The sequence below is a fragment of the Frankia sp. CcI49 genome (assembly GCF_001983215.1).
Classification (GTDB): domain Bacteria; phylum Actinomycetota; class Actinomycetes; order Frankiales; family Frankiaceae; genus Parafrankia; species Parafrankia irregularis.
Genome location: NZ_MOWP01000007.1, coordinates 205,658 through 225,966 on the forward strand (window position 1 = coordinate 205,658; position 20,309 = coordinate 225,966).

General features: G+C 68.2%; 12 protein-coding genes. 4 read left to right on the forward strand and 8 right to left on the reverse strand.

Annotated elements, in window-relative coordinates; all coding sequences use genetic code 11:
- The first annotated feature begins 9 nt into the window (after positions 1 to 9).
- On the forward strand, positions 10 to 309 hold the full coding sequence (locus CcI49_RS07290; RefSeq protein WP_131831026.1) for a hypothetical protein: 300 nt from the start codon (positions 10 to 12) through the stop codon (positions 307 to 309).
- 59 nt (positions 310 to 368) lie between these two features.
- On the opposite strand, the gene CcI49_RS07295 is transcribed toward CcI49_RS07290, so the two are convergent.
- Positions 369 to 878 (reverse strand): hypothetical protein, encoded by a 510-nt coding sequence (locus CcI49_RS07295; RefSeq protein WP_131831027.1) that lies wholly within the window; start codon positions 876 to 878, stop codon positions 369 to 371.
- A gap of 790 nt (positions 879 to 1,668) precedes the next feature.
- Here CcI49_RS07295 and CcI49_RS07300 point away from each other — a divergent pair.
- Together CcI49_RS07300 and CcI49_RS07305 are read left to right on the forward strand one after the other, a co-directional pair.
- On the forward strand, positions 1,669 to 3,129 hold the full coding sequence (locus tag CcI49_RS07300) for a DUF3533 domain-containing protein (protein ID WP_076825200.1): 1,461 nt from the start codon (positions 1,669 to 1,671) through the stop codon (positions 3,127 to 3,129).
- A gap of 226 nt (positions 3,130 to 3,355) precedes the next feature.
- A complete protein-coding gene (locus CcI49_RS07305) occupies positions 3,356 to 4,360 on the forward strand; it encodes a toll/interleukin-1 receptor domain-containing protein (RefSeq protein WP_076825202.1) in 1,005 nt (334 codons plus the stop codon).
- Between the two features lie 76 nt (positions 4,361 to 4,436).
- On the opposite strand, the gene CcI49_RS07310 is transcribed toward CcI49_RS07305, so the two are convergent.
- Positions 4,437 to 5,738 carry an ATP-binding protein gene (locus tag CcI49_RS07310; protein WP_076825204.1) on the reverse strand — a complete coding sequence of 434 codons (1,302 nt, stop codon included), beginning with the start codon at positions 5,736 to 5,738 and terminating at the stop codon, positions 4,437 to 4,439.
- A gap of 410 nt (positions 5,739 to 6,148) precedes the next feature.
- Between CcI49_RS07310 and CcI49_RS07315 the strand changes: the two genes are divergently transcribed.
- Positions 6,149 to 8,056 (forward strand): DNA cytosine methyltransferase, encoded by a 1,908-nt coding sequence (locus CcI49_RS07315; protein WP_277872696.1) that lies wholly within the window; start codon positions 6,149 to 6,151, stop codon positions 8,054 to 8,056.
- On the opposite strand, the gene CcI49_RS07320 is transcribed toward CcI49_RS07315, so the two are convergent.
- The 6 genes from CcI49_RS07320 to CcI49_RS07345 all read right to left on the reverse strand — a co-directional run bounded on the left by CcI49_RS07320 (position 7,978) and on the right by CcI49_RS07345 (position 20,094).
- Positions 7,978 to 8,496: a very short patch repair endonuclease gene (locus tag CcI49_RS07320; protein WP_076825208.1), complete on the reverse strand. Its 519-nt coding sequence runs from the start codon at positions 8,494 to 8,496 to the stop codon at positions 7,978 to 7,980. The genes CcI49_RS07315 and CcI49_RS07320 overlap by 79 nt on opposite strands.
- Positions 8,493 to 10,421: a DNA cytosine methyltransferase gene (gene dcm, locus CcI49_RS07325; RefSeq protein ID WP_076825210.1), complete on the reverse strand. Its 1,929-nt coding sequence runs from the start codon at positions 10,419 to 10,421 to the stop codon at positions 8,493 to 8,495. The genes CcI49_RS07320 and dcm overlap by 4 nt, the downstream gene beginning before the upstream one ends.
- Positions 10,422 to 10,524: 103 nt before the next feature.
- Entirely contained in the window at positions 10,525 to 12,297 is a 1,773-nt protein-coding gene (locus CcI49_RS07330; protein WP_076825212.1) for an AIPR family protein, read from the reverse strand.
- Positions 12,298 to 12,314: 17 nt separating this feature from the next.
- Positions 12,315 to 15,128 carry a sigma-70 family RNA polymerase sigma factor gene (locus CcI49_RS07335; RefSeq protein ID WP_076825214.1) on the reverse strand — a complete coding sequence of 938 codons (2,814 nt, stop codon included), beginning with the start codon at positions 15,126 to 15,128 and terminating at the stop codon, positions 12,315 to 12,317.
- Positions 15,125 to 16,921, reverse strand: coding sequence for a DUF1998 domain-containing protein (locus CcI49_RS07340; protein ID WP_076825216.1), 1,797 nt, complete (start codon positions 16,919 to 16,921; stop codon positions 15,125 to 15,127). The genes CcI49_RS07335 and CcI49_RS07340 overlap by 4 nt, the downstream gene beginning before the upstream one ends.
- Positions 16,918 to 20,094, reverse strand: a complete 3,177-nt coding sequence (locus CcI49_RS07345) for a helicase-related protein (RefSeq protein WP_076825218.1) — start codon at positions 20,092 to 20,094, stop codon at positions 16,918 to 16,920. Before CcI49_RS07345 ends, CcI49_RS07340 begins: the two co-directional genes overlap by 4 nt.
- Positions 20,095 to 20,309 lie beyond the last annotated feature (215 nt).

Below are 20,309 nucleotides of genomic sequence, written 5' to 3' on the forward strand. Positions count from 1 at the left end.
GGTGTGCCGGTGGCCTCTGGCGCGCCGGTGGTCTGCCCGCTGTGCGGCGGCCGGCTCGCCGGCCTGGTGGCCCGCTGCCCCGCCTGCCGCGGCGACCTGTCCGCGCTGGTCGCCGTGCAGGACCTCGCGGACCACCGGTTCAACGAGGCCGTCCGGGCCGCGCGCGAACGCCGGTGGGACGAGGCGGCCGTGGCACTGGCCGCGGCCCTCGCGATCACCCCCGACGACACCGAGGCCCTGGGCCTGCTCCGCAAGGTCCGCTACCACCAACGCCAGGCCAGCCGGCATCGCCGACAGTCGTTCACCTGAAGCTGGTTCGGCTCCGGCCGCCCACCCGCACAATGTGCCCAGGCCCGGCCCGGTCAGATTCAGCTGGGCTCGCCGGGCCCTGCGTCGACGGGTGGGATTCCCAGCTCGGCCCGGGCCGAGTCGAGGAAATCGCGCTCCGCCTGGCGGCAGGCCGCGATCAGGATGTCGGGAATTTGGCCGGGCTCGTGCCCGGGCCGCGCCTTCGCGACCTGGCGGATGGCGTCGACGACCTCCGCGGCCCGGTCGACGGTCTCCCGGTGGCGGGCGACCAGCCTGATCTCGATCTGCAGCTTGAGCGTCTCCACCTGCGCCGGGCCGCCGTCCGCGTGCCGCCCGCGGGCGACGTTGCCGCCCTCCCGGACAACCACCTGATCGCTTTGTACGACCGCGCGCCACTCACGAGCCGAGGAGATGAACCTGGCATAGACCGACTGGCGGGTGTCCCTTTCGCGGCCGGCTTCCTCCCGCCGCCAGGTGACGGTCTGCGCCCGGCTGGCGATGATCCCGCCGGTGGCCACCCCGACGAGAGTTCCCAGCGAGGCGATCAGCGGTTCGACAATCCTGCTCAACACCCCTCCCGCCGAGGATGGTCAGTGCCGGAATTACATCACGGTTGTCGTGTTCATGCCGCCTCGTGGGACGGGCCCGATCGTTGTAGGGCCCGGGCGGCCGGGATCGGTACCTTGGCGGACTCCCGCCCACACGCCCGGCGGGCGGCGGTGTTCAGACGCAACGCCGGCTTCGGCCGGAGGGCCCGGGGGCCGAGCTCCTTCAGCGGGCGTTCGCGTTGGTCCCGGCCGCCGTCGACGATATCGGCGACCAGTGCACGAGATCACGGTTGCCCGCGACGGGATCTCGGGCAGGCACTGTCGGATTCCGGTCCGCGTCGTTGTCTTCGGCCGCGAGATCTGGAAACCTCGAATTCAGCCGTAACAGAGGGAAGGCTTGCCATGGGGCTCGTACTGATCGGTTTCCTGTTGCTCTTCGTCTTCGTGGCTCTCGTCCTGCGTGGACGGGCGGTCCGGCGGCTGCGGGCCACCCCGCAGGACATGCTGAGGGCAGGAGTCGATTCCACTTCGGTTGATTCGCATCAGGCCGCACGGAACGCATCGGGCCAAACTGCGTGGATGATGGGCCCGTTCTAGTCGCCACGACATCTGACGGCTTGTCTGCGCGATGTTCCTCCACCCGAGGAAGCCGCGCATCCGTGTGCGCCATTGCCAAAGAGCGGCCGAAACGGGATCGCCTGGTTCAGTGATCGTGCACAGATCGTCCAGTACTCCCTGGTGTACTCGCAGCGGCTGCTGGCGGCCCACATATCGTGTGGCCCACGGGGACTGAGCGAATCGAGACAGGCTGTTGGCTCCGAAGGACGCAACGCCGCCGCGGGACGACTTCCCGGTTCGGGTGCATGACCTGCTGCGGGAACGCGCCGTGTGGGTGCTGCCGCTGATCCTGGCCTCGGTCGTCGTCTCGGCGATGACCGCGCTGTACCTCGCGTCGGCGGTCGACCCCCTCGGCCATGTGCGTGGCCTGCCGGTCGAGGTGGTCAACAACGACCGCGGCGCCACGCTGGGGGCAGAGCACCTCGACATCGGTTCGCGTATCGAGGCCGGTCTGCAGGCGAGCCCGGAGGTGTCCCGCCGGCTACGGCTGGAACCCGTCACCCTGCCGGAGGCGGAACGGGCCATGAGCCGCGGGCGGGCCTACGCAACCGTGGTGATCCCGCCCGGCTTCACCGCCTCGCTCCTGGCCCAGGCCGGCCTGCCGGCAGCTGGGGCATCGGGGGGCGCGGCTACCCGGACAGGAGACCGATCGGTCCAACTGCTGACCAACCCGCGGGCCGGCACGCTGGGAGTGAGCCTGGCCAGCGGCGTCCTGCAGCCCGCCCTCGCCGCCGCCTCCCGGACGATCAGCGCTCAGCTCACCGCGGCGGCCGACACGACGGCCGGGGCCTCGACCGGCGCCGGAACCGCGACGACTGGCGGTGCGGCGACTGCGGGTGCGGGCGCTGGTGGCGCGGCGACGCAGGCGTTCCTGGCGAACCCGGTGACGGTCACCACCAGCCAGTTCCACCCTCCGCCCGCGAACAGCGCGCTCGGCCTGAGCGCCTTCTACCTGGCCCTGCTGACCCTCATGTGCGGATTCCTCGTCGGGACCCTCCTGCATTCCACGGTGGACGCGGCCCTCGGCTACGGCACCTCCGAGGTCGGACCCCGCTGGACCCAGCTCCAGCCGAAAGCGATCAGCCGCTGGCGAACCCTGCTGATCAAATGGGTGATGGCGGCGGCGTTGACTGCGGTCGTCACCGGCCTGATGATCGCGATCGGAGCCGGCGCGGTGGGCATGGACGCCCCCCATCCGCTGCTGTTGTGGGTCTTCTCCTGGCTGTGCGCGGCCAGTGTCGCCGCCGGGACGATCGTGCTCTTCGCGGCGCTCGGCACCCCCGGGCAGCTGGTCGCGCTCCTGCTGTTCGTCTACGCCGGTCTGGCATCGGCCGGTGGAACGGTGCCCATCGAAGCGTTGCCCGGCTTCTTCCGGCTGCTCAGCGAGGCCGAGCCGCTGCGGCAGATCCTCGCCGGCGACCGGGCCATCCTGTACTTCGACGCCCAGGCCGACGCGGGCCTGACCCGCGGCGCCGTGTCCGCCGCGATCGGGCTGCTCTGCTGGCTCGCCCTGGGCGCACTGATCGTCCGCTGGTACGACCGCCGAGCGCTGCACCGGATGAACCCGGAACTCCTCACCTACGTCAACCGCGCCGTCCAGGACTATCGCGCCCAGAGCAAGCCCGCAGAAGACCAGGGACCACGGGCGCCATGATCGCCCGTCCCGGGGCCCGCCGTGCGGGTGGTCACCGGCCGACGGTGGTCAGCGGCGACGGCCAACGCGAGGGGTAGGCAGGCGCCCTGCCACCCACGCGAAGATTCGCCGGACCGGGTACAGCGACAACGCGGAGCCGTCCGGTTCAACTACGCCGCCAGAACGCCGTCGGGTAGATGGACTGCGTACTCGGGGCTGGTGGCGCTTTGTGGCAATCTGGCCAGTTGTGAGCACGCAGGAGCATGGAGACAGCTGGGATTTCTTCGTCTCCTACACCGCCTCGGATCGCGCCTGGGCGGAGTGGATCGCCTGGCAGCTCGAAGACGAGGACTACCGGGTGCTGATCCAGGCATGGGACATGGTTCCCGGCGATCACTGGATGGGCCGCATGGACGAAGGAGTACGCAGCAGCCGTAGCGTGATCGCGCTCCTCTCCCAGGCTTATCTCACCTCGGTCTACGGGCGTGCGGAATGGGAGGCCGCGTTCCKCTCCGACCCTCGCGGGCAGGCCCGCAAAGTCATCCCGATCCGCATCGAGGACTGCCCCCGCCCCACCCTCCTCGGCGGGGTCGTCTCGTTCGACCTTTACGGCCTGGACGCCGACGCCACCCGTGCCAGGCTGCTGGACGGCATCAGTGCCACGCTGACAGGACGTGCCAAGCCCCTCGCCGAACCCGCCTTTCCCAACACCCTGATACCCCCCGTCCTGCACGCGTCTCCCGGCATCAGCTCTGCTCCGGAGTTTCCGGCCAGCGGGCCGGCGCTCCGTGCTGCGCGGAAGGGCTTGAGACGCCCTCCGGGTCCGCTTGTGAGCCTTGTCATCGCCGGTGCGCTGATCGCGCTGACTGTGCTCGCGTGGGGATACCTGGACAGTGCGAAGGGCTCCAGGGGCAGGCAGGCGACGCCATCCGTCAGCAGCACCTCGGCCGGGATCGCCACCGCTACTCTGTTTCCCCTGCCGACTGACACGGCGCACCTCGACTGCACGGTCGACCTTGAGGTGGGCAGCGAAGGGCACAGAGGAGTAAAGGTCGGGTGCCAAGGCGGGGGGAGCGACTACTTCTTCTCCTCCATCGACTGTGAAAGACTCGACAACCACTTTCGTTACCATCACAAAGGTAAGGCGGTCAAGATCGGGGCGACGTCGGAAGTGTGGTGCGACCTCAACGCCAAGGTGATCCACGCCTTCTACACCGCGACCTCTGAGCCGGTCTCCCAAATCGATCCGTGACACGCGAATACTGGCCGGGCGGCCTTCGCTCGGGCTCATGCGGAGTTCCTCCGCGGACCCGCACTGCGCACTTCGCCTATTCGGATGCGGCCATCCCGAGGGCGGACGCGATCTCCGGGGCGTCGCGGCGGATAATTGCGAGGATGGACTCCAGGGCCTCGTAATGACCCGCCTGGACCGCCGCTGACCGAAGAGCGAGACCAGCCAGTGCCAGGTCCGTGCTCGGCGCTGACGACTTCTGCGGCTTCTCGCGATGCGGAGGAGGATTCCCATGGGGTGAACTGCGGTAGGCGGCGTTCGCCGCGGTGCACAGCTCGTTGACCGAAGCTGTCACCATCTGGCGGAGCTGCGGTGGAATCGAGACCCTCATCTTGGAAACATTTATGTTAAATGCGGGGTCGAGTGAGGTGTCAAAATCGAGTGATGCGCGGGCCAGCTTGGTGTGCTCGTCAATACCGCGAACGCCGGCCCAGCCGCCCCATTGGACCAGGCGGTTGGCGCGATAGACATAAAGCCCCTGCTGGCGGTTCCAGCTCAATGGTCCGGACAGGCGCTCGAACTCGTCGGGTGACGAGAAGCGAGTCCGCGCGGGAAGCACGAAGCGTCGGAGGTGTACGACACCGGAAGAGCTGCCGATGCTGATCTCGAACTGTTGTACGGGCAGTTCGCGTCGGTGCTCCTCGTCAGGAGCGAATGGATTCCACGGACGGACCTTCTCTCCGTTGACCGAGATGACAACCCTCCGGCCGTCGGGTAGTCCTTCCAGGAACCGGTGGAAGACGACGGCGAGGTGATCGGCGGTCTTTCGGGCGTAGCTGTCGAGTCGCCTGCGTGCCCAGCCGCCGTCGGGGCGGCTTTCGGGCAGCACGCGGTCAAGGTTGCGCCAGAGGACCACGGTGCCACAACCGGCACCGAGAAGTTCGCGCGCGTCGTCGAGTTCGGCCGATCGTCTTGGGGCGACGACGAGCCACTCGTCAAGCTCCTCCACGAGGTCGAGGTCCAGTTCACGAATGAAGACGCGGTCGGCAGAGGCCGATCGTCGGGTCACGACGGTGACCGACCTGCCCTGCGAGAGGGATGCGGTCTTCAGCCCAAGCCCGTATCGGCCGAGCTCGTTCTCCTGGTAGGAGCGGCGTGAGCCGAAGCGCAGGGCCTCGACCAGCGCGTTTTCACTCATTCCGATGCCGTCGTCGGCTATGAGGACCCGGGAGTCAACACCGTCGAACCGGATTATGACCTGAACGTGGGTGGCTCCGGCCGACACGCTGTTGTCGACGAGGTCGGCTACGGCGGCGGGAAAGTCATAGCCGACGTCTCGAAGGGACCGGGTGAGTCGGGCCGCCGATGGAGTGACCTCGTACGCTCGTCGGCCTGCCACCCTGTTTCTCCTTCGTCACCGCGATGTGGGCAGCCCCAGGGTCTCATGTACGCGTTCGCGCCGGGGCGGCTGTGGAGGCGCCGAGCGTGCGCGTTGTTTCGCTCGTCGTGGGCTGGTTGGCATGCGTGGTGGGTGCTGTCCGGTGTACGGGCGTCCACGGAGGTGACCAGACGGTCGATGCCCCTGTGTGGCCCTCGCGGAGCTGTCTCGGACCGATGTTGACGGAACGCATGTTCGATGTGGAGTCTGTGGATGGGTAAGCGGCTGATGTGATGGGAGGTTCGCGTTTGACGGAGTCGCCTCATCGGCGGGGAGGCGGATGTTGTTAACTACTACAGCGCGTCGATGGCTGTCCGTGCGGCGGCTTCGGTCCGAGGTTCCGGGGGAGGGGGCAGGTGGCGACCTACGGCGTGCGGCTGGAGCGCAGCGATCTCCTGTGTCTGCCGCCTTGTGCCGGGAGTCCCTCCGAGGAGGACTTTGCAACCTGGTGTCGGGCCGAGCAGTCAGCTGGTCGGCGCCTCGCTGTCGACCTTTTCAGCGGCGCCGGTGGCCTGAGTCTGGGCTTGGAGCAGGCGGGTTGGACCGTGGTCACGGCCGTCGACGACAACCTGCGTGCAGTCGAGACCCACCGGGCCAACTTCAGGGGTAGGGCGATGCAGCTCGACCTGAGCGAGCCTGCGGCACGGAACGAGCTGCTGGCATCGCTGTCCGGTCTGAAGATCGATCTGGTGTCTGGTGGTCCGCCCTGTCAGCCGTACAGTCGCGCCGGGGCGAGCAAGATCCGCAGTCTGGTCGCGCGGGGAACGCGTTCACGTGTCGACCCGCGCCGCGAACTGTGGATGGCGTTTCTCTCTGTCGTCTTCGAGCTGAAGCCGCGCGCGGTGCTGATGGAGAACGTCCCGGACATGGGGCTGGGCGATGACTTCCAGACGGTGCGGCGGATTGTCGGAGACCTGGAGGAGTGCGGCTACGCCACCGAGGTGCGGATCATCGACACCTGGAAGTTCCGTGTTCCCCAGCACCGTCGGCGTCTGATCCTGCTCGCTCGCAAAGACGGCGACCGGTTCACCTGGCCGCCCGCGCACGACGGTCCGCCGGTGACAGTCGCCGATGCCATCCGTGATCTGCCGGCGCTGGGTCTCACGACCGGCTCTCGGGAGCTGAAGTACAAGGGCACGAAGCTCGGCGAGTTCGCGAGGGCGATGCGGCAGGGCGCACCGAAGGGGCGAATCCACGATCATTTCACCCGCCCGGTCCGGGATGACGATCGGCAGGCGTTCAAACTCATGAACGCGGGAACGCTTTACTCGAAACTCCCGGAGGAGATGAAGAGGTACCGGTCGGACTCCTTCGACGACAAGTACAACCGCCTCGGCTGGAACGAACTCAGTCGGACGATCACCGCACACATTGCCAAGGACGGTTACTGGTACATCCATCCGGAGGAGCTGCGGACCCTGACCGTTCGTGAGGCCGCCCGCATCCAGACATTCCCCGACTGGTTCCGGTTCGCCGGTTACCGGAGCGATGCGTTCAGGCAGATCGGGAACGCCGTTCCCCCGCTTGCCGGAGCAGCTGCGGCTCGGGCTCTGGCTCCTCTGGTCGGCGGTGAGACGTCGGATGACTCGCCCGTGCCGCGCTGGCCGGAAGTGCATGGGCGCCTCGCGGACTGGGCTGCCGACCTGGCCAGAAGCGAGGCCTGGACGGCCGTGCCCGGTGGGATGATGACGCCACTGGTCGCGGTGGCCTGCGCGTTGCTGTCCCGTCCTCAGCCTGTTCCCGCTGAGGACATGCCCGCGCTCGCCCTGTTGAGGGACAGGGAAAGCCTCGATGAGGAGACCTTCACAGCCTGCCTGGGCGCGGTGCCGCGCCGCACTCGGCGACGCCTGGAGAGGCTCCGCCCGCTGATCGACGTCGCCCTGCCCGCGGATGTGGACGCGGACGAGGTGATTCGGCTGCTGAACCTGCAGCCGGCGCAGGCGAAGATCTTCAGAATGCTTCGGGGTCACGACGTGCTCGTGGCGGGAACGAGCACGGTCAGGGTGGCTGCCCGCTTCCGCGGGACGAACTCCCAGGAGCAGAACTCGTTGACCGACGGCCGCATCGATCTCGCTCGACTCGTCGGGACCGGGGAGAAGGCCCCGCTGCGGATGGCTGCCGTCCGACACCTGGGAATGACGGTGTGTGAGTCGGGGGTTCCTGACTGCACTGCCTGTCCACTGCGGCAGGTCGGTTGTGCCTACGGCCGGGTGGAGGCCGAACGTGCGGTGGCCCGGCTTGGCGTCGCCCTGTCAGCGGATGGTCTCTGGGCCTCCTGAGCGGCCCTGAGCACAAGCAGCGAGCACTCCTCGACGTCACGGCGGACCTGGCACTCCCAGACCCGCAGGACGTTCCAGCCCGCCTCGGCGAGTGTTGCGTCGTTCCGGCGGTCCCGATTGCGGTTCGTCTCCATCTTCTGCCGCCAGAGGTCGGCGTTCGGGCCGCGGTACTGCTTCATCCCGTGGGTGGGGCAACCGTGCCAGAAGCAGCCGTCCACGAAGACCGCGAGCTGCCAGCGGGGGAGCACGAAATCCGGCGTGCAGCGCGGCACAACCGTCTGGTGGACGCGGAATCGCAGGCCAAGCGCGTGAACCGCCCTGCGCAGCGCGATCTCGGGCGTGGTGTTCCGTGCTCGGCGCCCCCGCAGATGGYTGCCCTCCCGCGTCGCGGTCCACGTCCCTGTCGTCGCGGTGTCACGACCAGGGCCTGTTTCGGTCACCTCTCGGTCCTTCCCGGCGAGGACGGCACCAGCGACGTCCGGGCCTCGGCGGTATCTCCGTCTGCGCGCCGACAAGTGGTGGACAGCGGGCATTCCGTGCATCTCGGCGCGGCTGGGCGGCACACGGAGCTGGCGAGTGCCAGGAGCGCCAGGTGCGCGTGCCGCGCGGTGCCTGGACCTCCGATCAGGCGGGCCACGGCGAGCCGACCGTCGGACAGGCGGTTTCGATGGTCGACATCGCTTCCGTCGTGACGGGCGGCCAACCGCAGCACCCCCTTGCCGACAAGGACCGGCTCCGGGCTCGCGTCCCTGTCCGCCGATGGGACTGTCAGCACAGCAAGGTCGAAAACAGATCCCGTGACATGGGGGATCCTGCCGGTGGGATCCGGTGCGTCGAGGGCGGACGGATTCCTCGTCAGCCAGCGTGCCGCCTCCAACAGTCGATCGGCGCGGTGCTCACGGCCGATCCAACTGGAGGCCAGACGGAGTTCGGCTTCGGCTTCGACGGTGGCGGCCGGGGTCTGCCAGCGTGCGAAAAGTGGCCAGAGGAGACGGATCCGGTCGGTGGTAACCCGGTCAAAGAGCGTCTCGCCCACCACGACCTGCCAACGTGTTGTGGCTGCCAACCAGGGAACGGACAGATCGACGGTGCTTCGGCTGGCGAACCATGCAGCCAGGCGACCGGCGAGTTCTTTCGTCGTCGGTTGGGGCTCGGCGGTTGTCGTGATGCTTCTGACCAGCGCCCGGCCGAGGTGCTCGCCCAGGCGGGGAGGCACGGCGTTGCCRATCTGGCGGAAGGCGGCGGACGGCGGTCCCGCGAACCGGATGTGGTCGGGGAAGGTCTGGAGCCGAGCCGCCTCGCGGATGGTCAGCGTGCGGCTCTGCCGCGGATGGATGTACCAGTATCCGTCCTTGGCGATGTGTGCGGTGATCGTGCGAGAAAGATCGTTCTCGCCGAGCCGCTTGTACTTGTCGTCGAAGATGTCGTCCCGGTACCGCTTCACGTCCTCCGGAAGGTCCGAGTAGAGCGTCCGCTCATCCATCAGCTCGAACGCCCGAAGGTCATCCGGGCGGACCGGGCGGGTGATGTGGTCGTACACCCGGTCGGACTCGGCGGGCGGGACCTTCGCCCGCATCTCCCGCTGAAAGCCCGACTGGTGGGCGGGGGAGTACTCCGACCAGCCCGCGGGACCGCCCGGCGGCCGCCAGCCGCCTTCGACCTCGGGCAGGTCACCGATGGCGTTCCAGACCGTGACTCGGCCGCCGGCATCGTCCGGCCAGCGAAACCGCATCGGCGTCCGCATCGCCGCGATGATCAGTCGCTGACGGGACTGCGGGACACTGTAACGGTAGGTGTCGACAAGACGGGCCTCGACCGCGTAGCCGAGTTCCTCCAGCGTGTGGACAATCGTGCGGAAGATGAACATCTCCCGGTCCAATGCCATGTCCGGCACGTTCTCCATGAGCACACAACGCGGTTCGGCCTGACGGACGACCGCGAGGAACGACTCCCACAGATCGCGCCGTCGGTCATGGGACTCCGCCAGACCGAGGCGCACCCTGTGCCGGATCTTCGATCGGCCCGCGCGGGAGAAGGGCTGGCAGGGCGGCCCGCCGACCACCACATCCAGGCGCAGCGAGCGGATCAGGCCCGCGATCTCGTCCACCCTGCCCGGGTCGGACAGGTCCTGGTCGAGGGTGAGGCCGGCGAAGTGATGCCGGTGCGTCTCGGTCGCCTCCGGGTCGTGATCGACGCCGAGCACGACCCGCAGCCCGGCCTGTTCCAACCCCAGACTCAGGCCACCGGCACCGGAGAACAGGTCCGCCACCAGCAACCGGCGCGGATCCTCCGCTCGCAGCCGCGTGACCAGCGCCTCCAGTTCCCGGACGTCGCCGCAGCTGTCGACATGTGGTTCCAGCCGCACGAACGGACCTCGAACCAGCCTGACTCCGTAGGTCCCGGTGGTTCCGCTGGGGCTTTGGGCCTGCTGCTCACCGCCGGACCCACTGCCGGACCGACCGCCGGACCTAGGCAGCATCGGATGTCGGCAGTGCCAGCGCGGCCACGAGATCGGCGGGCGGAGTCCACCTGATCGTCTTGGCCGCGTTCCAGCTGGCCTCCTTCTTGCACCATTCGGTGATGTTCCCGTTGCCGGGTGGATTGGTGATCGTCTCGCGTACCTGGGTGGCCAACTCGGGGATGACGCTTTCAAGGGCCTCCGGCACAGCCTGCGCGCGCCAGATGCGACCGAGGTCGATACTGCCGCCGAAGCGGTCCACGATCAGGGAGATCGTCACCGCGGTGATGTTGGCGAGGTAGCCGCTGTAGCCCTGCTGCTGAATGATCCTGCGGACGCGATTGAACAGGATCGACTTGGCGACGAGGTCACGGAAGGCGATGTCGGTCGGCATGTCGTTCGCGCTGGGCTCACCGTGCATGGACCATTCCTGGAAGCACTTCTGGCCACCAAGGCTCACCACGTGCGGCTGGCACCGGTAGGCGTACTCGTACTTCGCCGCGTCCGTCTTCGTGATCTTCTGGTTCTTCGGGTTGTCCAGGTCGAACTGCTTGCGCTCCGACTGCTTGGTGTAACGCGCGCGGTCGACGTCGTACTGCCCGCGCACCCGTTCGTAGTACCAGTGGGTCTGCCGCTCCGCGAGGCCGGACGCCGGCGCCCAGATGGCCCGCGAGTGCTTCTCCATCTCGACGTGGTAGGCGCTGTTGCCCTCGAAGTCGGCGGCGGTGACCGCGTTCTGGGAGTTGGCGTACATCGAGATCCTCGGGACGAGCTCGTCGAGAAGAGCATCGCCGACGACTGTGAACTTGGTGGCCACATGCACGTCGGAGAGGCTGTCGACACCGGCCTTGAAGGCAACGTGCAGCGACGCCGTCGTCTGGCCGCCGTTCACGATCTGGAGATCGCGGATCCTGGTGATGATCCTGCGGCCGTCGGCTCCCGAAGCGAACTCGATGGCTGTGGCCGTGGCCGAGATGCCGTTGTTGTAGGCGAGGAACCGGCCCGGGTTGTTCCTGATGGTCTCGGCGATGCCCTTGTTGACCTTTGTTCGCGCCTGCAGGAAGGCCCGCACGTTACGTTGCAGCAGCCGGCTGTGGTGGCGGTCGTACAGCTCGGCGATGAGCTGCGCCGGCAGCACGGCCAGAACGCACTCGTACTCGTCCGGCTGCCGGGGTGCCTCCAGGCACTGGATCTCGTACCCCATCTCCAGAAGATCGATGGCGATCTCCTCCTGGCGGCGGCCGGAGGTCATCAGGCGGTGCAGCCGGGTGAGGTCCCAGAGCTGGGTCGTGACCGGCAGGCTGTCGACGCTGAGGTCGGTGGCCCAGACCCCGGCCCTGCCGACGGCACCGTCGGTCAGCACGATGATCTGGACCTGCTCGAAGTCCGCCCAGCAGTCACGGATGCGCTCGGCCATGTCACGCCCGGCGGACTTCTCCAACTCGTCGGGCATTCCGGCAAGGCAGGCGTCGGCAAAGTTGATCGCGCAGCGGACGAGCTGGTCTATCTGGCTTTTCCTCACGATCTGCTCGCCGTGATGAACTGCCAGTAGTCGAAGGATCGAGCCGTCCGTGCTGATGTCGAAGCCGGCGACCTCCAGCGTGTGCCTCTTCCACGACTTCTGGAACGGGACGAACTCCGGGTTGTCGAGCGTGCCGTCCTCGGCCAGGGCCTCGCCCACGACCTGTACGAAGGCGTTCTTCAGCATGAGATCGTCGGACGAGGCCTTCTCGTACACCCACTGCTGGAGCTCGACGACGAAGTCGGTTATCTCAGTGCTCATTGCCGTCCGATCTGGAGTTACGCGGGCGAGGCCTGATGACGCCGGAACACATCGGCCGACAGCCCTCTCGTCATTCTCGCAAGCCTGGACACATCCCTCTGCAGCGGAGCCGGGACGATGGGCGTCCGTCCTGCCTCGCTGTCGGTCCAGGCATCGAGCTGGGACGGTTCGATCTCGACCTCGATGCGAGCGAGATCCGAGTTCGGGTCGGAAACGAGGTCCGGCAGGCCCAGCCACCCGCCGAGTGACCAGAACCGGCCATCGCACACGAGGTACACGCCCTGTGCCCGCCGCCAGGTCGACAGCTCACCGGCCTCCTCGAAGTCCTCCTCCGCCAGCCTCGACGGATGTGGCAGGACATAGGGCCGGACGTGAGCCACCAGCCCGTCGACGCGCACCGTCTCCGTGCCGTGGTCCTGCGTTGCCGGGTGAGTGAGCAGGAACGGATCCCGCGAAGCCACCGGCACAGGAAGGACCGCCGACTCCGGCAGCCTTTCGGCGATGGGCGCCGGAACCGGCCCGGACTCCCCGCCAGTAGAAAGCGTCGTGAGCGACGTCGACTCCCGGGACGACGAGTCCGGGGGATCAGACGGATCGGTCGTGGTTGTTCCTTCGGGTTCGGGCACCGGGAGGTTTCTTCGGACAGGGGACGGACGCCTTGCGGTCCCGGCCTTCGCGGGTCCTGGCCCCGGGCCCACGGCGTTCTCCGAACGAACCTGCCGAAGTGGTGCGCGCAGCTGTTCCAGAGCCTTCTTCTCGATCTGGCGAATGCGCTCCCTGGTCACGCCGAAGACCTGCCCGACCTGTTCCAGGGTCCGGGGCTCGTCGTCATCGAAGCCGAAGCGCAGCCGGACGACCTCCGCGTTCCTGGGACTCAGCTCGGCAAGGCCTCTGGCAACGGCCATCCGGAGCCATTCCCGGTCGAGAACCGTGTCCGGATCGGTGCCGGGCGGCGCGGGAAGACCGACGAGCTCACCGAGGACGGTGTCCCCGTCGTCGCCGACCGGCGTGTCGAGCCCGACCACGCGCCGATGAAGCGCGAGGAGGCATCGCGCGACCTCCTGTTCGGAAAGGCCGGTCGTAGCCGTGACGGCGGAGACGTCGGCACTGTCGACCGACATCCCCAGCTGACCGAGGACCCGCCGAACCTTGTTGACCTTCTCGACGAAGTGGACGGGCAGTCGGATGAGCCGGCCCTCGTCGGCCAGCGCCCGGGTAACCGCCTGACGTATCCACCACGTGGCATAGGTGGAGAACTTGTACCCCTTGGTCGCGTCGAACTTCTGGACGGCCCTCAGCAGCCCGATCATTCCGTGCTGGGAGAGATCCTCCAGTTCGAGGCCTTGCCCCTCGTACTTCAGCGCGATGGAGTGGACCAGCCTCTGGTTGTGCAGTACCAGCGCGTCGTGTGCTCGTGCCCGCTCGTCCGTCCGCTCCAGCTGCCTGCGGAAATCTCTTCCCAGCTCTTCGTGAAGCGGGCGGCCGGGACGCATGAGCATCGCGAGGCCGACCTCCTCGGTGGCGGTCAGGATGTACCTGCCAGGGTGTCGGCGCATCGTGTCGTCGTCGAGAACGCGCAGTGCTGCTGTGACGGCCTCCGCCGGAAGATCAACCGGGCCGGTCTCCGCGGGCTCCGGGGCGAACTCCTCGGCCGGGGGCTCCTCCGCAAGAGGATCGTCGGGGTCGGTCTCGGTTTCGCCGTCCGGGACCGGGTCCTCGGCCTCGGTTGTCTCCGCAGTGTCGGTAAGCCTGCCCCGCTGGTCGTCGAGGAGGAGTAGCGGGAGGTCACGGACCATCCGCGGCTCGCCTTCGCCGGAGTAGGCGAGAACGACCGATTGGCGTGCCCGTGTCACCAGGTACTCCAACAGTGCCGCCAGCATCGGGGAGGACGCGTCGAGCGTGATGTCCTGCAGCTCCGCTATGACGACGGTGTCGAACTCGACCCCCCGCGCGGACGCCCAGGTCGTCACCTTCAGCCCCGGGCTGGCCAGGTCGATTCGCCCGCCGGGTTGCCGGGGGTAGCCGCTGTGCTGGAACTGGACGCCGTCCGCGGTGTGCTGGGTCAGCGCGAAGCGGACGGCGTCCACCTGTGCCTTCTGCTGGACGAGAACGCCGATCCGTGCGCGGGGATGCTGCCGGCGATGGTCGTGCAGCCGCTTGGCCAGGCCTGTGAGGTCCGAGGTGTGCCAGAGCGCAGGTGTGGCGCCGTTCCTGGCTGGTGGCGCAGCCTCGGCGTAACCGGCTTGGATGCGGAAGTGACTGGCCAACCGGGCGACGGGATGTGTGTTTCTCCGGTTGACGGGAAGTGCAACCGCCGGCGGGTTCCCCAGCGCCGACCGGATCCGTCGGTCGGAGGTCTCGCCGAGTCCGGAGTCAGCCTCCACCAGGACCGTCGTGGACACTCCCAGAGCCCGTAGAAGGAGGTAGAACTCGCGGGGAAGCCGAGTGCCGTCGACGACTATGACATGCCGACCCACGCGAGGAAGGACCGCTCTGTCGAAGACCCGGTCGAGGCAGGTGCGGAAGTCGTAGGTCCAGCGCTCGGAGCTGGGAGGCTGCTCACGGAACAGCTCGCGCCAGAACCTGGAGAAGAAGGAGTGGAAGGTCCTGACCTCGATGCCACGTTCCGTGGGTGGCACCAGGTGCCGAAGGTGATCGACGAGCATCGAGGTTTCGGCGACGATCGTCACCCGATGCCGCGCCAGGGAAAGTGCCCTGGCGGCCCGAACGGCCGACGCGGCCATTCCCGAGCCCAGCGTGGCGATGACGAGACGGGAACCCGGCAGGAACGCCTGGTCCTCGTCGGGGGTGAGCACAGCGGTCGCCGTCACGGAGTTCCGGTGCCGTAGGCGTCCTCGATCGTGGCCAGCACGTCCCGGAAGAAGCCGAACTCCTCGTTCATGACCATGCCGCGGTCGAGCAGCCGGTTCGAGGCCTCGCAGCTGGTCTCCGGCGCCAGCGAGCACGCGTGACAGGCGGCGAGAGACAGACCGTGGGGTCCCTGGCCGGTGGACTCGCCGCACACCGGGTCGAACGAACACCAGCGGGAGGCGGCCAGCGCGCCGGCGATCAGTCGGACGAGCCGTTCCGGTTCCCCGAGTCGGACGAGCCCACCCAGGGTGCCCTCGGAGTCGCCCGCCGCCGTGTAGATCAGCACACCGGCCATCCTCGGACCGTCGGTCTTCGGGTTGGTGACGTACAGGCGCTCCCGCAGCGACGAGGTCGAGTAGCCCGCTTCGTAGGCCGTCTGACGCAGCAGAAGGTGCGCGAACGTGTGCAGGAGCAGGAATCTGGGGGTCGGATCGGGGAGCCAGACGAGCTCGCGTCGGGCATCCTTGCGTAGTGCGAGTCCGCGCCCACGAGCGACCACCTCGGGGCGCTGCTCCCACGCGGCGAGCGCCTCCTCGTTGAAACGCAGGAAGAACCCCTCGCCGAGCACCTCGACTCCCGGCAGGAATCCGGTGCGGGAGCGGAGGTTGGCACGGACCTCCCGCTGCATGGTGTGCCGCTCGAAGCCGCGCAGCACCCGTACCTCACGAAGCCGCTCGACCTGGGTCACCCCGGTGACCTGGAACCCGAGCCTTTCCGCGATCTTGGCCAGCCGGCCCGTGATCGCCGCTGCGTCGATCGTCGTCGCCCTGGCCTGGAAGTAGTCACGGGGATCGGCGATCGCAGGCGGTTCGGTGAGCGCGTCCCACTCGCCGGGCGCGATGTCGTCCTCCGAGCGGGCGACCGGAACGACCTCCTCCTGCGCCCCCACCTGGTCCAGCAGCTTCCTGATGTCCTCCTTCGGAACACCTTCGTCCTCGGACAGGTCATCAAGGCGCTGTTCCCAGCTCCGGTGGCCGCGACGCTCCACCAGCCATCGGAAGTCGCTGTTCTCGCGCAGCCGGTACGCCGGATCGTTCCGCGTGTTCCAGTCGGACTCCGGGGGAATGTCGATCGCTGACACCGTGCGGGGAAAGTAGACGCTCGATGCTCCGCGTTGCACGGCGAGCAGGTGCTGGTCGCAGTTCTCCTCCTCGGAGGGGATCTGCCAGGGCTGGCGGCCCGAGCACTGCTGCCCGACACGCCTCAGCGCGTCCTTGGTCGGGAGATCCTCCAGCGAACGGGCCGCGTTGCAGGTGAGGCAGCGTACCTGGGTGGAACGCAGGCCGCCGCCGACGCCGGAGCTGGTCTCGAAGGCCAGCCGGCTGCCCCGGCAGGCGCCACCACCGGTACCGAACCTGCTGGAGTGCGCCCATCGCCACCAGCTGACATCGCTGAGATGGCCGTTGCCGCAGATCGCCACGAACCGCATGGGGACCAGCCGCTGTTTCGGGCAGTACGTACAGGCCGGAACCGTGTTCTTGTTCTCCCGGGCGGGGCTCCATTCCTCCATCCGGCGGCAGCCGGGGCAGAACAGCCACCGGGGAAAGCGGTAGTAGGAGATCAGCCCGTCCGCCGGTGCCGCCCCGATCTGTGTGACCCCGAGGATCTCGGCGAGGCGGGGCATCGGGATGATGTCGTGCCATGGCCATCGACCGGCGTCCTCGGCGACGAAGGACTCCCCGAGCACGTCGATGATCGCCCCGACGCCGAACGGGCTGACGGTCTGGGACCGGCGGACCCTGCGAACCGTCACTTCTCCCCCCTGATGCGGAGATTCACCATGGCATCGACGTTGCGCATGGAGTCGAGCGTCGGCCAAGCCTCGGCCTTCTGGTCGTAGTGACGCAGCAGCGCCGGCGCCGGGTTCTTCGTGCCTCTGGTCGCGTAGGTCAGTCCGGGCTGCGCGGCTGCCAGCCCCCGAGCTCTGGTCGTCCACTCGCCGGCCAGCCGCCGGAGGTCCTCGCGCACCTTCTCGTACTCGCTGGCATCCGCCTTTCGGGCGCGTTCCGCCAGCTCGTCGATGAGCTGCCTCATGCCGGCGTCGTCCCCGTCGAAGGCACCCGCGTCGAGTTCGCTGCTCCAGCCGCGGGCGTGCCGGGCCAGGATCACCAGACCGGCGTGCAACGCCCTGGTCCGTGCCGGCAGGGAGAACGGCGTCACCGAGGTCGGCTCGACGGACCGGTAGAGCTTCGTGTGATCGGCCATGAAGGCCTCGTAGTGGGAGCGGTCGCGTGGTTTGGACGGCGAGTACAACGTGACCACCAGCCCGGGGTGCGTCCGGCCGACCCGGCTGCTCGCCTGGATGTACTCCGCCGTCGTCTTGGGCTGCCCGACGATGACCATCAGCCCGAGGCGGGGGACGTCGACGCCGACGGACAGCATGTTCGTGCTCGCCGCCAGCGAGACCGGATCGGGCTCGTCGTGCGACCTGCCCAGCCGCTCCAGCACCTTCGGGATCTCGCGCCCCGGAACGTTGCTGGTCAGTTCGATGACGTCGTCGTCACTCAGCGGCCGGAGGCGCTTCTCGTCGACGGCGATCACCTTCACCCGGGCGGGAATGTCGTCGTGGGCGAGGGTGACGGTCTTGCCGAGCTCACGAAGACTGTTGTGGTAGATGACCAGGGTCCGGTACGGGTCTGCACCGTCGGGCGTCAGCTCCACGTCGACCGGGCTCTGCAGGAGTGCCGCAGCCAGGTGGACGAGTGCCGTCAGCGGTGTGTGCCCCTGCGGCATCACACCGAGATACAGGCGGCCCGGCGCCTCGCGGTCCGTGCGCACGAAGTACGAGTCGTCGGCCTCCAGACCGGCGGGCGGGAACAGCGCGACCTCCCGCCCGAAGACACCCCTGGTCTGCTCCTGTGCGCGTCGGACCGTAGCGGTCGAGGCCACGAGCTTCGGTCGGGCCCCGTTGTGCGCCAGCAGGACGTCGAAGGCCGCCTCGTAGATGCCGACCATCGTGCCGAGCGGGCCGGAGATGAGATGGAACTCATCCTGGATGATCAGGGACGGGCCGGGGTGGTCACCGGAGCCGAAGAAGACGCCACACCGCGGATCCCACACCGTCCGGGCGAACTTGTCGACAGTGCCGACGAGGAACGTCGGCGGGTGCTCGTAGAGATCCTCGTCCACGGATGAGAGGGGCAGCCGGTCGTGGAAGGGACAGCCTCGGTTCGGGCAGTGCACGAGGAAGGCATCGTTGGTCGCCACGACACCCCACTGGTGGTTGACGGAGCGCTCCCCGCGAACGATCCTCGTGCCGCACCAGGGGCAGAGCCCGATCTGGAAGCTGGTGTCGACGGACTCGGACGCCTGGAGCCGTTCCAGCAGCTTTCGGGCCTCCCGGTAGTCCTTCGGGGTGTTGTCGTTGCCGACCCACAGCCCGATCGAGATCGGTTCGTGGCCCAGAGTGGCCGGGTCCTCCCGGCGGAGCAGCTCGCAGGCGCAGATCAACGTCGCCGCCCGCTCGAACTGCTGGGTCGTCAGCAGCCGCAGCGTGTAACGGGTGATCACTGTGGTACCGGCGGCCTCGTCACCGTCGCGAAGACGCCGCAGCATGATGACGAAGGCCGTCAGACCGAGGTACGCCTCCGTCTTCCCCCCACCGGTGGGGAACCAGATCAGGTCGACGATCTCCCGGTCCGGGCTGTCCTCCATCGCGGCACCGGGCAGCGTGAGCAGCAGGAAACCCAGCTGGAACGGGCGCCAGAAGTTTGTGTTCTCCGGATAGTCCGGGTTGACCACGGGCGGGTCGGAGGTCTCGTGCGGCTCACCGGCGAGATTCTTCCCACGGTGGACGATCTGCCGATGCATCGCGCGGTTCGCGAGCGCGAACGCGCGTCGGACAGTGCCGTCCGACGCGAGAAGTCGCACTCCCGACCGCATCCGCCGGCGGGCCTTGTCCACGTCGTCGATGAGTCGGCCCGCTGCGGCCTGCAGGTGGCCCGGCACCTCGCCGGCGTCCAGCCGCAGACGGAGCGTTTCGGCCCAGCCGTCGTAGCTGCTGACGAACGCGTCGAGTGCGCCGATCAGCTCGGCCGACCCGGCGGAATCGAACCTTGAGAGCCTGGCGAGGTCGAGGATCTTCTGGTGGCCGGGAACGCTGAACGAGATCCCGGGGACGACATGCGCCGGTACATACGACGTGTGCACCCATTCCGGGGTCTCCCTCCCGTCGCCCGACCAGGCCGCGGCGACACCGTGGCCGACGGCGTAGGTCGGTGCGGTGCGGTAGAGGAGTTCCAGCTCCTGGGCCTCGTCGTCGCCGTACAGATGCGGCGCGTTCGGATACGCCCGGATCGTGCCGGTCCTGGGCCGTGCCCGCAGAACCACCTGCAGCAGGCAGCCGGCGGCGTCCTCCGCCCTGGTCGAGGCCTTGGACCGGTTGACGAGTGACACCGTGACGATGGCGCCCCCGTTCTCCCGAGGCCGCCAGACCACGTCGATGCTGGCCCGGCCGTCGAAGAACGGCAGATGAAGGGTGCGCCGGCGATCGGCCGGACCGGGTGGGACCAGTTGCAGCGCGTCATCGCCGACAAACCGAACCGGTTGGCGGGCCCAGCGTCCAGGTGTCCCGCCGACCGCGACGTAGCGGGCGAACTCCACCTCGGCAACGATCGGTGCCCAGTCGCTGGTCATGAAACTCAGGCCTGCGGAGCTGGGCTTGTGCTGGCCGGCCAGCGTCAGGGGGTCCTCGTCGACCTCCTCGCCGATCTGACCACCCTGTTCGTCGCTCTCCTCCGAGGGATCAACTGCCGACCTGGATTCCTCGCCGGGGGAGGGCTCCTGCTCCTGGGGGTACAGAATCGCGGTCAGATAGCGCCCGGCGGGCTCTTCCAGCAGCACCTCGTCGTCGCCGCCGACGGGCCCGACAAGCTGCCGCCCGAGATATTCGACGATCTTCCGTCGATCATCCGCCCTGGAACCCACCGACTCCCCCGTGTCTCATCTGTACTGGGCCCGGCCGGGCGGCCTTGTCCCCTGTCCGCCATGAGAGCGTCCCGTGGAAACAGAGCGCCACCGCCACCAGCGATCCTCCGCGACGAAGGAATGGCGCGGCGGGCCGGACATCCCCCTTTTGCACACCCTAGTCATCGTCTGTGCATGAAGTGAAGCGGATGGCGACAGTGCGGCGGTGTGCTGTG

Coding starts and splice junctions, on each gene's coding strand:
- CcI49_RS07330 (WP_076825212.1), bottom strand. CDS start 12,297: ATGAGCACTGAGATAACCGACTTCGTCGTCGAGCTCCAGCAGTGGGTG.